The sequence below is a fragment of the Microbacterium sp. zg-Y818 genome (genome assembly GCF_030246905.1).
In the GTDB taxonomy this organism is placed as follows: Bacteria; Actinomycetota; Actinomycetes; order Actinomycetales; family Microbacteriaceae; genus Microbacterium.
The window spans coordinates 1079970-1094518 of the sequence record NZ_CP126741.1; the positions used below are offsets into that span (position 1 = coordinate 1079970).

Sequence of the window (14549 nt, forward strand, 5' to 3'; positions counted from 1 at the left end):
CACAGCGAGTACTCGATGCTCGACGGCGCGGCCCGCATCGGCGCCATGGTCCAAGAGGCGGTGCGGCTGGACATGCCGGCCATCGCCGTCACCGACCACGGCAACACCTTCGCCGCGTACGAGTTCTACAAGACGGCGAAAGACGCCGGCATCAAGCCGATCATCGGCATCGAGGCGTACGTCACCCCGGGCACGCACCGCAGCGACAAGTCACGGGTGCGCTGGGGCACGCCCGAGCAGAACAGCGACGACGTCTCGGGCTCGGGCGCCTACACGCACATGACCCTGCTGTCGGAGACGACCGAGGGCATGCACAACCTCTTCCGCCTCTCGAGCAAGGCCTCGATCGAGGGCTACTACTTCAAGCCGCGCATGGATCGCGAGCTGCTGCAGACGTACTCCAAGGGGCTCATCGCCACCACCGGCTGCCCGTCCGGCGAGGTGCAGACGCGCCTGCGGCTGGGGCAGTACGACGCCGCGCGCGCGGCGGCGGCGGAGTTCCAGGACATCTTCGGCAAGGACAACTACTTCGCCGAGATCATGGACCACGGTCTGTCGATCGAACGCCGGGTCATGACCGACCTGCACCGGCTCGCGAAGGACCTCGGCATTCCGCTGCTGGCCACCAACGACCTGCACTACACCCACCAGCACGACGCCACGAGCCACGCGGCGCTGTTGTGCGTGCAGTCAGGGTCCACCCTCGACGACCCCAACCGGTTCAAGTTCGACGGCGACGGGTACTACGTCAAGTCGCCCGCCGAGATGCGACAGATCTTCCGCGACCACGAGGTCGCGTGCGACAACACCCTGCTCATCGCCGAGCGCTGCAACGTCGAGTTCAACACCTCGGCCAACTACATGCCGCGCTACCCGGTGCCCGAGGGCGAGACCGAGGAGAGCTGGTTCGTCAAAGAGGTCGAGAACGGCCTGCACGAGCGGTACCCCGGCGGCATCCCCGACGCCGTGCGCAAGCAGGCGGAGTACGAGACCGGCGTCATCGTGCAGATGGGCTTCCCCGGCTACTTCCTCGTCGTCGCCGACTTCATCAACTGGGCCAAGCGCAATGGCATCCGCGTCGGCCCCGGCCGTGGCTCCGGCGCCGGCTCCATGGCGGCGTACGCCATGAAGATCACCGACCTCGACCCGCTGGAGCACGGTCTGATCTTCGAGCGGTTCCTCAACCCCGACCGCGTCTCGATGCCCGACTTCGACGTCGACTTCGACGACCGGCGCCGCGGCGAGGTGATCCAGTACGTCACCGAGAAGTACGGCGACGAGCGCGTCGCCCAGATCGTCACCTACGGCACGATCAAGGCCAAGCAGGCGCTGAAGGATGCCGGGCGCGTGCTCGGGTTCCCCTTCAGCATGGGGGAGAAGCTCACCAAGGCCATGCCGCCGGCGGTGATGGGCAAGGACATGCCGCTGGGCGGGATGTTCGACCCGAAGCACCCCCGCTACAAAGAGGCATCCGAGTTCCGCTCCGTCATCGAGAGCGACCCCGAGGCCAAGACGGTGTTCGACACCGCCGTGGGCCTGGAGAACCTCAAGCGCCAGTGGGGCGTGCACGCCGCCGGCGTCATCATGTCCAGCGAGCCGCTGATCGACATCATCCCGATCATGAAGCGCGAGCAGGACGGCCAGATCGTCACGCAGTTCGACTACCCGGCGTGCGAGTCCCTGGGCCTCATCAAGATGGACTTCCTGGGGCTGCGCAACCTCACGATCATCGACGACGCGCTGGACAACATCGAGGCCAACCGCGGCGAGAAGGTCGTGCTCGAGGACCTCGCGCTCGACGACCAGGCGGCGTACGACCTTCTGGCCCGGGGCGACACGCTGGGCGTGTTCCAGCTCGACGGCGGACCCATGCGGTCGCTGCTGCGGCTGCTGAAGCCCGACAACTTCGAAGATATCTCGGCCGTCATCGCGCTGTACCGGCCGGGCCCGATGGGAGCGAACTCCCACACCAACTACGCGCTGCGCAAGAACGGGCTGCAGGAGATCACTCCGATCCACCCTGAGCTCGAAGAGCCGCTCGCCGAGATCCTGAGCACCAGCTACGGCCTCATCATCTACCAGGAGCAGGTGATGGCGATCGCCCAGCGCGTCGCCGGGTTCAGCCTCGGTCAGGCCGACATCCTGCGCCGCGCGATGGGCAAGAAGAAGAAGTCCGAGCTCGACAAGCAGTACGCGGGCTTCCAGGCCGGCATGCACGCGAACGGGTTCTCCGACGCCGCCGTCCAGAAGCTGTGGGACATCCTCCTGCCCTTCTCCGACTACGCCTTCAACAAGGCTCATTCCGCCGCGTACGGGCTGGTGTCGTACTGGACGGCGTACCTGAAGGCGCACTACCCCGCCGAGTACATGGCGGCGCTGCTGACGAGCGTCGGCGATGCGAAGGACAAGCTCGCGGTATACCTCAACGAGTGCCGCCGCATGGGCATCCGGGTGCTGCCGCCGGACGTGCGGGAATCGATCCGGTACTTCGCCGCCGTCGGCAGCGACATCCGCTTCGGTCTCGGCGCGATTCGCAACGTCGGCACCAACGTCGTCGACGGCATCGTCACGGCGCGTGCCGACGACAACTTCGTCAGCTTCCACGACTTCCTCACCAAGGTGCCGATCCACGTCGCCAACAAGCGCACGGTCGAGTCGCTCATCAAGGCCGGGGCGTTCGACTCACTGGGCTCGACACGCCGTGCCCTGATGGAGATCCACGAGGATGCCACCGAGGCCGCCGTGGACTCCAAGCGCAAGGCCGCGACCGGCGCCATCGGCTTCGACTTCGACAGCCTCTACGACGAGGCCGAGGAGGTCATGCCGCCCAAGGTGCCGGAGCGACCGGAATGGACCAAGAAGGACAAGCTGGCCTTCGAGCGCGAGATGCTCGGCCTGTATGTCTCGGACCACCCGCTGGCCGGTCTCGAGATACCTCTGGCCAAGCACGCCTCGATGTCGATCCACGACCTGCTCTCCTCCGAGGACGTGCAGGACGGCGACCAGGTCACCGTCGCGGGCCTCGTGACCAGCGTGCAGCACCGGGTGGCCAAGCAGAGCGGCAACCCGTACGGCATGATCACGGTCGAGGACTTCAACGGCGAGGTGACCGTGATGTTCATGGGCAAGACGTACACCGAGTTCCAGTCGATGCTCGTCGCCGACTCCATCCTCGTCGTCCGCGGCCGCGTTTCGCGGCGCGACGACGGCCTGAACCTGCACGGCCAGTCGGCATTCTCGCCGGATCTGGGCACGACCGACGTCGCCGGGCCGCTCACGCTCACGATGCCCGAGCACCGGGCGACCGAGGCCGTGATCGGCGAACTGGCACAGGTGCTCACGCGGCACCGGGGCGACACCGAGGTGACGCTGAAGGTGCACAAGGGCGGCATCGCGAAGGTGTTCGAGGTGCCGCTGCACGTGCAGGTGACCGCGGATCTCTATGGCGAGTTGAAGGGCCTGCTGGGTCCCCACTGCCTAGGCTGACCGGTACCATCGGATGACCGCGCCTCCGGCGCGACGGCGAAGGGATGAACCGTGACCGACGAGCGGCTCGACGAGAACACCGTGAACACCCCCGATCACTCCACCGATGCCGCGGATGCCACAGCGCATTCCGCGCCCGCGTCCGCCGGTGCCCCGCCGCAGTACGGCGTGGGTCCGTTCTCGGTGCGCGAAGTGGCGCTCCTGGCTGTCTGGCTCGTGGCGTTCATCGTGTCGTTCTTCTCCCTGTACCGCGACGAGCTCATCGGCGACGTCGGGGGAATCGGGGGCTCGGTCTGGAACTCGGGTCTGGACTGGATCCTCACCATCGGCGTTCCCACGGTGGCGGTGTTCCTCGTGGTCCTGCGCCGCTTCTCGCCCGACGGCATCCGCCGCGTCGGCTCGCTCGGGATCGATCAGTTCGCCTCGGTGGCGTTCTCGGTCTCCGCCGTCGTGTGGCTCGCCGCGCTGTGGACCAACGTGGTGCGTGGTGTGCAGACCGATGTGTGGCTGAGCAGCTGGGTCGTGTGGGTCGAGTTCTTCCTGATGCTCGCCGGCGTCGTGCTCACCGTCTTCGCCCCGCTGCTGCCGACGCTCTCTGAGGACTTCAAGTACCGGCGTGAGATTCCGGCGCACCGCAACGCCCGGCCGTTGCGGCCGGTTGTCGCCCGCCCGGCCCCGGAGCGTCCCGCCCCGGCCGCCGACACGGCGCAGCCCGCCGACGCGGCCTCCGGCACTGCCGGAGCCCACGCCGCCGGCGGCTACGGCACCGATGCGTACGGTGCAGGCGCGTACGGCGCAGGCGCCGCAGCAGACACGGCCGCAGCCGGCACGAACGCGCGGGACACGGGCGCCTACGACACCGACGCCTTCGGTGAGAATCCCGACGTCGAGCGCTCGCTGGACGACCAGCCGCTCGCCGCAGCAGACGAGACCCCCGCCGAGTCCGACGCCGAAGCGGAGTGGGCTGCGGCCGTCGTCGTCGAGGAGCCCGTCGTGGTCTCCGGCGGACCGGTGAGTCAGGCGTTCTGGGCCCTCGTGCCCGTCGAACGCGACGTCGTCGATGCGCAGGGGGCGCCGCTTTTCCGCATCGGCCCCGACGCGTGGGCGCTCGTGATCGAGGACCGGGGCGAGGTGTTCGTCGTACGCCACGAAGACGGGCGCGTCGGATACCTGCACGACGTCTCGGACGTCACGCGGGGCTGAGGCCCGCAGCCCGGCCGGCGGCCGGGGGAGGGGCCGGTAATCTGGTGGGATGATCCGTACGATCGACCTCCGCGGCCGCACGCTCACCTCGGCCGAGTTGCTGGCATCCGTCCCGCGCGCTCAAGCGGCGCGAGCGGAGGCGCTCACGACGGCGGCTCAGATCGTGCACGACGTCGCCTCCCGCGGCGAGGCCGCGCTGCGCGAGCAGGCGGAGCGCTTCGACCGCGCGTCGGGTCACGCCCTGCGGGTTCCTCAAGATCACGTCGACGAGGCCATCGCCTCGCTCGATCCGACGGTGCGTGCAGCACTCGAAGAAGCCATCCGCCGTGTGCGTGAAGCCTCTGCCGCGCAGGTCCCGCCTCCGTCGGCCGTCGAGCTGTCGCCCGGCGCCCGGGTCGAGCAGCGGTGGCGGCCGGTCCGCCGCGCCGGCGTGTACGTCCCCGGCGGCAAGGCCGTCTACCCGTCGAGTGTGGTGATGAACGTTGTGCCCGCCCAGGTCGCCGGCGTGGGCGAAGTCGCCCTCGCGTCCCCGCCGCAGCGCGAGCACGGCGGCCGGGTGCACCCGGTGATCCTTGCGGCTGCGGGGCTCGTCGGGGTGACCGAGATCTACGCGATGGGCGGTGCCGGCGCGATCGGCGCGTTCGCGTACGGGGTTGCGTCGATCGGGCTCGAGCCGGTCGACGTCGTCACCGGGCCGGGCAACAACTTCGTCGCGGCTGCCAAGCGCGCCGTCGCGGGCGTGGTGGGCACCGATTCCGAAGCCGGCGCGACCGAGATCCTCATCGTCGCAGATGACAGCGCCGACGCGGTGCTGGTCGCGATGGACCTCATCAGCCAGGCCGAGCACGATGAGCAGGCCTCCGCCGTGCTGGTGACGCCGTCGGAGTCTCTCGCGACCGCGGTGATCGACGCGGTCACCGAACGCGCGTCGCGCACCCGGCACGCGGAGCGCATCGCCCAGGCGTTGTCGGGCCCGCAGTCGGCCGTGGTGCTGGTCGACGACATCGCCGCCGCCACGGCGGTGAGCAACGCCTACGCCCCCGAGCACCTCGAACTGCACCTCGCCGACCCCCACGTCGACGACTTCGTGAACGCCGGAGCGGTCTTCGTCGGCGCCGCGTCGCCGGTGAGCCTGGGCGACTACCTCGCCGGGAGCAACCACGTCCTCCCCACCGGAGGTCAGGCCCGCTACGCGGCGGGACTGTCCGCGTCGACCTTCCTCCGCCCGCAGCAGATCATCGCGTACGACCGCGCCGCTCTGGCGGAAGTGGCCGATGGGATCGTGGCGCTCGCGACGGCCGAAGACCTCCCCGCGCACGGCGAAGCGGTCACCGCCCGCTTCGGGCGTTAGTCTGTCGGTGCCATGCACTGCCCCTTCTGCCGCCATCCCGACTCCCGCGTCGTCGACTCCCGCACGAGTGACGACGGCCTGAGCATCCGCCGCCGACGCCAGTGTCCCGAGTGCGGCGGGCGGTTCTCGACGATAGAGACCGCAAGCCTCAACGTGATCAAGCGCTCCGGCGTCATCGAGCCGTTCAGCCGCGAGAAGGTCATGTCCGGCGTCCGCAAGGCGTGCCAGGGCCGGCCGGTCACCGAGGGCGACCTGGCGATCCTCGCCCAGTCGGTCGAGGAGGCGATCCGCCAGACAGGGTCGTCGCAGATCGACACGAACGACATCGGGCTGGCTATCCTGGGGCCGCTGCGCCACCTCGACGAGGTGGCCTACCTCCGCTTCGCCAGCGTCTACCAGGCGTTCGACTCGCTCGAGGACTTCGAGACCGCCATCGCACAGCTGCGTGCCGACCACGCCGCGGCCCGCGCCGCCGTGCACGCGGACTGACCCGACCCCCGCCGCAGGTACCCGACGATGTATCCACTTCTCTTCCGCGCCGTCCTCACGCGTCTGGACCCTGAGACCGCGCACCACGCGGCGATGACGGTGATCCGCACGCTGGGGCTGCGGCCCTTCGCGCCGCTCGTGCGCCGGTTCACGCGTCCGGCGCCGCAACTGCGCACGCAGGCGCTCGGCCTCACCTTCGATTCCCCGTTCGGAGTCGCCGCGGGTTTCGACAAGGACGTCACCGGGGCCGCAGGGCTGTGGGCGCTCGGCTTCGGTCACGTCGAGGTGGGCACGCTCACCGCGATCCCGCAGCAGGGCAACCCCCGCCCGCGGCTCTTCCGCCTGGTGCCCGACCGGGCCGTGGTCAACCGCATGGGGTTCAACAACCACGGCGCCGAGGCTGCGGCATCCCGCCTGCGTGCCCTCCGCCGCCGCAAGCGGCGAGCGGTGCTCGGTGTGAACATCGGCAAGAGCCGGGTGGTCGACGTCGCCGATGCCACCGCCGACTACGTCACCAGCACTCGTCTGCTCGCGCCGCTGGCCGACTACCTCGTCGTGAACGTGTCGTCGCCGAACACGCCGGGCCTGCGCGGACTGCAGGCCGTCGAGACCTTGCGACCCCTTCTCGAGGCCGTGCGCGACGCATCCGGGAGCACGCCACTGCTGGTGAAGATCGCCCCCGACCTGCCCGACGAGGAGATCACTGCGATCGCCCGCCTCGCCGTCGAATCCGGGCTCGCAGGCATCATCGCGACGAACACGACCATCTCCCGCGAGGGGCTCACGAGCGACCCCGCGGTGGTGGCGGCAGCCGGCGACGGTGGACTGTCCGGCGCGCCCTTGAAGAAGCGTTCACTCGAGGTGCTGCGGGTGCTCCGCGCAGCGGTTCCGGCGACCTTCTGCGTCATCTCCGTCGGGGGAGTGGGGACGGCGGCCGACGTGCGCGAACGACTGGACGCCGGTGCCGACCTCGTGCAGGGCTACACCGGGTTCCTGTACCGCGGGCCGCTCTGGGCGCGGCAGATCAACCGCGGACTCGCCCGAACCGCACGCTGACGCGCAGCGATCAGACCTTCGCGCCGCGCTTCACCTGGGGCTTGGGCAGACGCATGAAGCGCATCTGTATCGTGCGCATCGCGGCGTACCAGCCGAGGCCCTTCTCCATGCGCGTGCCGAAGCGGTCCTTCGCGACCTTCTTCACCCGGATGGAGGTGATGATCATGTCGCCGATGACGAAGAGGATGAAGATCCAGAGGCCGATGAACGACCAGTAGGTGACGGCGGCGATCGGGATGAACGTCAGCACGATGACCAGCAGCATCATCGGCATGACGGCCTCGCCGAGGTGCCACCCGGCGTCGACGAAGTCGCGGGCGAACTTGCGCTGCGGACCCTTGTCGCGCGCCGGCAGGTAGCGATCCTCGCCGTTGGCCATGCCGATGCGGGCCTTCTCGCGCGCCGCGGCGAGCTCCGCCTTCGCGCGCGCCTTGGCCTCCTTGGTGTCGGCCACCAGCGGGCGCTTGCGAGCCGCCTCGCGCTCGGCACGCGACGGCGTCGGGCGGCCCTTGCCCGAGCCCACCTGCTCGGCGGGCGTCGTCGTCGACGTTTCCTTCGGCGCGGAAGCGGGGGTGTTGGCCACGGGAGGATCCTCTGGATAGCGGGAATCGGGTTCACTCTAAGATTACCCGCATGAGTTCCGACCTGTCCCGCCCCGAGGCCGTGCGCGCCGCGGCCACCGCCGCCGTGCCCGCCGCCCTCGCCGACCTGGGCGCGCTGGTGCGCATCCCCTCCATCGCCTTCCCCGGTTTCGACCCCGCCGAGGTGCGTCGCAGCGCGGAGTCCGTCAAGCAGCTCGCGGAAGGGCTCGGGATCTTCGAGCGTGTCGAGGTGCGCGACGCCGCGATTCCCGGCACGGACGAGCGCGGGATGCCGGCAGTGCTTGCGACCCGTGCCGCCCGCAACGGCCGCCCGACGATCCTCCTCTACGCTCACCACGACGTGCAGCCGGTCGGCGACGAAGCGCTGTGGGAGACGCCGCCCTTCGAGCCCACCGTCCGCGACGGCCGCCTCTACGCCCGCGGCGCCGCCGACGACAAGGCCGGGGTGATGGCGCACATCGGCGCGCTCCGTGCGCTCACCGAGGCGCTCGGCCCCGACTTCGACCTCGGGGTGGCGCTCTTCATCGAAGGCGAGGAAGAGGCGGGCTCCCGCTCGTTCGCCGCCTTCCTCGAAGACAACGCCGACGCATTGCGTTCTGACGTGATCGTCGTGGCCGACTCCGGCAACTGGGATTCGCGCACGCCCGCGGTCACCGTCTCGCTTCGCGGCAACGCGCGCTTCACGCTGACCGTCCGCACCCTCGACCACGCCTCCCACTCCGGAATGTTCGGGGGAGCGGTGCCGGACGCGATGATGGCCACGATCAAGCTGCTCTCGACACTGTGGGACGCCGAGGGCGGCGTCGCGGTCGCAGGTCTCAGCCACCGGGATGCCGAGACTCCCGAGTACGGCGAGCAGACGCTCCGCGAAGAGGCCGGGCTCCCCGAGGGTGTGTCGCCGATCGGCGACGGCACCATTCTCAGCCGCATCTGGAACAAGCCCTCCGTGACGGTGACCGGCATCGACGCGCCGAGCGTCGTGAACGCGTCGAACACCCTCAGCCCGGAGGTGTCCGTCGTGATCAGCGCCCGCGTGGCGCCCGGCCAATCGGCGCGCGATGCATACGAGGCGCTCGAGGCGCACCTTCGGGCGCATGCGCCGTTCGGGGCACAGCTCACCTTCTCGGACGTGGACTTCGGCGACGGGTTTCTCGTAGACACGGCGGGATGGGCCGTCGAAGACGCCCGCGCAGCCCTCGAGGCGGGCTACGGCGTGCCGCCGGTGGATATCGGGGTCGGGGGATCGATCCCGTTCATCGCCGATCTCGTGCGCGAGTTCCCCGAGGCGCAGATCCTCGTCACCGGAGTCGAGGACCCGCACGCGCGGGCCCACAGCCCGAACGAGTCGCTGCACCTGGAAACCTTCCGCAATGCGCTGGTCTCCGAGGCGCTCCTGCTGGAGCGTCTCGACGCCAAAAGCCTCTGACCCGGGCCGGCTCTCGGGGGACGCGCGTAGAATCGTGGCATCCAGCCGCCCCCGGCGGCCCGACCCAGGGGAGACCCCATGACCGACACCGCACAGCCTGTCGCCGAGGTCGTCCGCGACCACGGCGTCTCGCTCACCGACGCCGCCGCCGCCAAGGTCAAGAGCCTGCTCGACCAGGAGGGCCGTGACGATCTGCGTCTGCGGGTTGCCGTGCAGCCCGGCGGCTGCTCGGGCCTCATCTACCAGCTCTACTTCGACGAGCGTTACCTCGACGGCGACAAGACCGTCGACTTCGACGGCGTCGAGGTGATCGTCGACGACATGAGCGTGCCGTACCTCGACGGCGCCATGATCGACTTCAAGGACACCATCTCGGAGCAGGGCTTCACGATCGACAACCCCAACGCTGCAGGCAGCTGCGCATGCGGAGACAGCTTCCACTGATCTGAAGGTTTCCGGCCCCATCGTCCGGCGGTTCCTGCGCTGATCAGCGCGGGAAAACCGCCGGACGACGCGTATGTGGACCTGGGTGGTTGGCCTGAATCCGGTGTGACGTTGCCCTAGACTTAGCTGGTCATACCCGCGTCCGGAAAGGTGCACCGTGCGATCAAAACGCCGCCTACGCTGGGCCGCCATCCCGTTGGGAGCAGCCACTGCAGTCACGCTGGCTGCGTGCTCCCCGACGGAGCTGAACGGCTATCTGCCCGGCTTCGAGGACGGCGGCGCTCCGGCGACCGACCGTGTGGAGATGGTCTCCGGACTGTGGACCACTTCCTGGATCGTCCTCCTGGCCGTCGGCCTCGTCACGTGGGGCCTCATGGGGTGGGCCGCCATCGCGTATCGCCGCCGTCGCGGGCAGACCGGCCTGCCGGTGCAGATGCGCTACAACATGCCGATCGAGATCCTGTACACCGTGATCCCGCTGATCCTCGTCGTGGGGTTCTTCGCCTTCACCGCGCGTGACCAGACGATCCTCGAAACGCAGTACGAGGACCCCGACGTTTCGATCACCGCGATCGGCAAGCAGTGGTCGTGGGACTTCCAGTACAACCCCGACGACGGCGACACCGACGAGTCCGTCTGGACGATGGGCGTGCAGGCGAACGCGGACGCGGTGGGCGACATCGACCAGGCCGCGCTTCCGACGCTGTACCTGCCGGTCGACAAGACCGTCAAGATCCAGCTGCAGTCGCGCGATGTCATCCACTCGTTCTGGATCATCGACTTCCTGTACAAGAAGGACATGTACATCGGCAAGGACAACTACTGGTCCTTCACGCCGACCCGCGAAGGAACCTACGCCGGCAAGTGTGCCGAGCTCTGCGGCGAGTACCACTCGATGATGCTCTTCAACGTCGAGGTGGTCAGCGAGGCCGAGTACGAGGAATACCTCGAGACGCTGCGCGCCGCCGGCCAGACCGGTGACATCAACGACGCTTACGATCGCCTGCAGAACCTGCCGGGCAACACGGCCGGCGAGGCCGAGGGAGACCACTGAGATGGCGACGACACTCGAGGGCACGGGACAGGCCCGACCCACCACCCTTCCCCCGCGTCAGGCGGCTCTGATGAGCTCGTCGCGCGTGGAGCAGAAGGGCAACCTGATCGTCAAGTGGATCACCTCCACTGACCACAAGACCATCGGGTACATGTACCTGATCTCGTCGGTGCTGTTCTTCCTGCTCGGCGGCGTGATGGCGCTCATCATCCGCGCCGAGCTGTTCGAGCCGGGCATGCAGGTCGTGCCGACCATGGAGCAGTACAACCAGCTGTTCACGATGCACGGCACGATCATGCTGCTGATGTTCGCGACCCCGCTGTTCGCCGGTTTCGCCAACGCGATCCTGCCGCTGCAGATCGGCGCTCCCGACGTCGCGTTCCCGCGTCTGAACGCGTTCGCGTTCTGGCTCTTCCTCTTCGGCTCGATCATCGCGATCTCCGGCTTCCTCACCCCGCAGGGTGCGGCATCGTTCGGCTGGTTCGCCTACCAGCCCCTGGCCAACGCGAGCTTCTCGCCCGGCGCCGGCGGCAACCTGTGGATGCTGGGCCTGGGCATGAGCGGGTTCGGCACGATCCTCGGTGCGGTGAACTTCATCACCACCATCGTCACGATGCGCGCTCCGGGCATGACGATGTGGCGCATGCCGATCTTCACGTGGAACACGCTCATCACGAGCATCCTGATCCTGATGGCGTTCCCGGTGCTGGCCGCGGCGATCCTGTCGGCGGCGTCGGACCGCATCCTCGGCTCGCACATCTTCGACCCGCAGAACGGCGGGGTGCTCCTCTGGCAGCACCTGTTCTGGTTCTTCGGTCACCCTGAGGTGTACATCATCGCGCTGCCGTTCTTCGGCATCGTGTCGGAGATCTTCCCGGTGTTCAGCCGTAAGCCGATCTTCGGGTACAAGACGCTGGTGTACGCCACGATCGCGATCGCGGCTTTGTCGGTGGCGGTGTGGGCGCACCACATGTATGTCACCGGGGCGGTGCTGCTGCCGTTCTTCGCTCTGATGACGATGCTGATCGCGGTGCCGACAGGGGTGAAGATCTTCAACTGGATCGGCACCATGTGGCGAGGGTCAATCACCTTCGAGACTCCTATGGTGTTCGCTCTCGGGTTCCTGGTGTCGTTCGTGTTCGGTGGGCTGACCGGCGTGATCCTGGCGTCGCCGCCGCTGGACTTCCACCTGTCTGACTCGTACTTCGTGGTGGCGCACTTCCACTACGTGGTGTTCGGCACGGTCGTGTTCGCGATGTTCGCCGGGTTCTACTTCTGGTGGCCGAAGTGGACCGGCCGCATGCTCAACGAGCGCCTCGGCTACGTGCACTTCTGGATGCTGTTCATCGGCTTCCACATGACCTTCCTCGTGCAGCACTGGCTGGGCGTGGACGGCATGGTCCGCCGCTACGCCGACTACTCGGCCGCTGACGGCTGGACCTGGGAGAACCAGATCTCCACAGTCGGTGCGATGATCCTCGGCGCCTCGATGCTGCCGTTCTTCCTCAACGTCTGGATCACGGCGCGCAAGGCTCCGAAGGTGACCGTCAACGACCCGTGGGGTTACGGGGGTTCGCTGGAGTGGGCGACCAGCTGCCCGCCGCCGCGGCACAACTTCACCTCGATCCCGCGCATCCGCAGCGAACGTCCCGCGTTCGACGTCAACCACCCGGAAGCGGCCGTGCCGGTCGGTGTGGGTCCCGCCAAGGACGCGCCCGATGCCCCCGTTGTCGATGTCGCCGAGGGAGAGGTGAAGTAGCGATGAAGACCAATGTCAACCTCTGGTGGCTCCTCGCCGGCTTCTTCTTGCTGGTCGCAATCGTCTACACCTGGTGGAACATCATCGCCTACCCCGAGCTCGCCTGGTACCAGGCGATCGAGTGGGTCGGCACGGTTGCTCTGTTCTTCTCGGTCTTCATGTCCGCGCTGATCGGGTTCTATGTCGGCCGCGTGCACAAGGCCCAGGGCGGTGAGCTGCCCGAGGACATCCTCACGGCGGACATCGACGACGGCGACCCCGAGATGGGTGAGTTCAGCCCGTGGTCGTGGTGGCCGATCGTCCTGGCCTTCTCGGCTGCACTGGCCATGATCGGCTTCGCCGTCGGCACCTTCATGATCCCGATCGGCGTCGCCGTCTTCGTCATCGCCATCGTGGGCTGGGTGTTCGAGTACTACCGCGGGTACTTCGCTCGCTGAGCGCCACGCCATGTCGGCTCGACTGAGAGCCGCCGCCGTCTCGGACGTCGGCGAGTTCCGCACCGTCAACCAGGATGCCGCGTTCGCGGCATCCTGGGGGGCGGGCGTCGCCGACGGAGTCGGCGGGGGACCGGCGGGCGATCTCGCATCCGCGGCGCTCCTTCACCGCCTGGCGGCCGGCGCTCCCGAGATGCGGGATGCAGAGAACCTGGTATCGCGCATCCGCTGGGCGAACTGGGACATCGGCGCGCACACGCGACGAAACCCCGCCCTCGCGGGCATGGCCACGACACTCACCGGGCTGTGGTTCGCGGGCACCGGTGAACTGCTGCTCGCCCACACCGGCGACTCCCGCGCCTACCTGCTGCGGGACGGTCTGCTCACGCGCCAGACGCGCGACGACTCGCTCGTGCAGGCTCTGGTCGACCAGGGTCTCCTCAGCCCGGAGGAAGCCGCTGTGCACCCGCGCCGCAATGTCATCACGGCGTCGCTCAGCGGAGACGACGAAGACACCGTCAGCGTCGCAAGCGTGGACGCGGTGCTCGGGGATCGATGGCTGCTGTGCAGCGACGGGGTGAGCGACTATGTTCCACATGACGAGCTGGAGCGGCTTCTCGCGCTAGCCCCGACCCCCGAACGCGCGGCGGACTGGGTCGTGCGAGTCGCCTTGGATGCCGGCACCCGCGACAACGCGACAGCCGTCGTGTGCGACATCGTCGCGGCAACCGACCGGGTGTCACCCGACGCCCCGGTGTTCGCCGGCGCGGCGGCGGCCCGCTTTCTCGAGGGCCTCGACAGCGCCTGAGTTCGCTCGGCGTGCCTTAGCGCACCACCATGGTGAGCGGATCGAACCGGCGCGCCAGCGGCCCGTCGTCGTCCTGCGTCGGCAGCCCCTCGCGCACCCAGTACTCGTAGCCGCCGATCATCTCCCGCACGGAGTACCCCGCCGCGGCGAAGGCCAGGGCCGCTTTGGCGCCCGCGTTGCATCCGGGTCCCCAGCAGTACACGACGACCGGTGTCGCCCGGTCGATCTCTGCCGTCGCGCGCGCCGGGATCTCGCGGTAGGGCAGGTGCACCGCGCCCGCGACGCGTCCCTGTGCCCACGCCGCGTCGCTGCGCACATCGACGATGGTCAGGGCGGTCCCCGCGCGCTGAGCCTCGTACACGTCGCTCGCGTCGGTCTCGTGGCGCAGCTTCGCGGCGAAGTAGGTCTCGGCATCCGTCATGCCGCCACCGTAGCGC

Annotated in this window: 13 protein-coding genes; 11 read left to right on the forward strand and 2 right to left on the reverse strand. The window is 68.6% G+C overall.

Going from position 1 to position 14549, the window contains the following annotated elements:
* Window positions 1-15 precede the first annotated feature (15 nt).
* The 5 genes from dnaE to QNO21_RS04910 are packed head-to-tail and all read left to right on the forward strand — an operon-like array spanning window position 16 to window position 7585.
* Window positions 16-3486, forward strand: coding sequence for a DNA polymerase III subunit alpha (gene dnaE / locus QNO21_RS04890; protein WP_374211407.1), 3471 nt, complete (start codon window positions 16-18; stop codon window positions 3484-3486).
* A gap of 51 nt (window positions 3487-3537) precedes the next feature.
* A complete protein-coding gene (locus QNO21_RS04895) occupies window positions 3538-4689 on the forward strand; it encodes a hypothetical protein (RefSeq protein ID WP_257518741.1) in 1152 nt (383 codons plus the stop codon).
* A gap of 49 nt (window positions 4690-4738) precedes the next feature.
* Complete coding sequence (hisD, locus tag QNO21_RS04900) at window positions 4739-6040, forward strand: histidinol dehydrogenase (protein WP_257518742.1); 1302 nt, start codon at window positions 4739-4741, stop codon at window positions 6038-6040.
* 12 nt (window positions 6041-6052) lie between these two features.
* On the forward strand, window positions 6053-6529 hold the full coding sequence (gene nrdR / locus QNO21_RS04905; RefSeq protein WP_257515935.1) for a transcriptional regulator NrdR: 477 nt from the start codon (window positions 6053-6055) through the stop codon (window positions 6527-6529).
* A gap of 27 nt (window positions 6530-6556) precedes the next feature.
* A complete protein-coding gene (locus QNO21_RS04910) occupies window positions 6557-7585 on the forward strand; it encodes a quinone-dependent dihydroorotate dehydrogenase (RefSeq protein WP_257518743.1) in 1029 nt (342 codons plus the stop codon).
* 10 nt (window positions 7586-7595) lie between these two features.
* Here QNO21_RS04910 and QNO21_RS04915 read toward each other — a convergent pair whose 3' ends face one another.
* The gene (locus tag QNO21_RS04915) at window positions 7596-8168 is read right to left on the reverse strand and encodes a DUF3043 domain-containing protein (protein ID WP_374113660.1); all 573 of its coding nucleotides are present in this window, start codon (window positions 8166-8168) and stop codon (window positions 7596-7598) included.
* 50 nt (window positions 8169-8218) lie between these two features.
* Between QNO21_RS04915 and QNO21_RS04920 the strand changes: the two genes are divergently transcribed.
* The 6 genes from QNO21_RS04920 (at window position 8219) to QNO21_RS04945 (ending at window position 14112) form a co-directional block, all read left to right on the forward strand.
* Window positions 8219-9613 (forward strand): dipeptidase, encoded by a 1395-nt coding sequence (locus QNO21_RS04920; RefSeq protein ID WP_257515937.1) that lies wholly within the window; start codon window positions 8219-8221, stop codon window positions 9611-9613.
* 78 nt (window positions 9614-9691) lie between these two features.
* On the forward strand, window positions 9692-10057 hold the full coding sequence (erpA, locus tag QNO21_RS04925) for an iron-sulfur cluster insertion protein ErpA (protein WP_257515938.1): 366 nt from the start codon (window positions 9692-9694) through the stop codon (window positions 10055-10057).
* Window positions 10058-10214: 157 nt separating this feature from the next.
* Window positions 10215-11111 (forward strand): aa3-type cytochrome oxidase subunit II, encoded by an 897-nt coding sequence (ctaC, locus tag QNO21_RS04930; protein WP_257518744.1) that lies wholly within the window; start codon window positions 10215-10217, stop codon window positions 11109-11111.
* Between the two features lies 1 nt (window position 11112).
* Window positions 11113-12870, forward strand: a complete 1758-nt coding sequence (gene ctaD, locus QNO21_RS04935) for an aa3-type cytochrome oxidase subunit I (protein WP_257518745.1) — start codon at window positions 11113-11115, stop codon at window positions 12868-12870.
* 2 nt (window positions 12871-12872) lie between these two features.
* A complete protein-coding gene (locus tag QNO21_RS04940; protein ID WP_257517114.1) occupies window positions 12873-13307 on the forward strand; it encodes a cytochrome c oxidase subunit 4 in 435 nt (144 codons plus the stop codon).
* A gap of 10 nt (window positions 13308-13317) precedes the next feature.
* Entirely contained in the window at window positions 13318-14112 is a 795-nt protein-coding gene (locus QNO21_RS04945) for a PP2C family protein-serine/threonine phosphatase (RefSeq protein ID WP_257518746.1), read from the forward strand.
* Window positions 14113-14128: 16 nt separating this feature from the next.
* On the opposite strand, the gene QNO21_RS04950 is transcribed toward QNO21_RS04945, so the two are convergent.
* A complete protein-coding gene (locus QNO21_RS04950; RefSeq protein WP_257517112.1) occupies window positions 14129-14533 on the reverse strand; it encodes a rhodanese-like domain-containing protein in 405 nt (134 codons plus the stop codon).
* Window positions 14534-14549 lie beyond the last annotated feature (16 nt).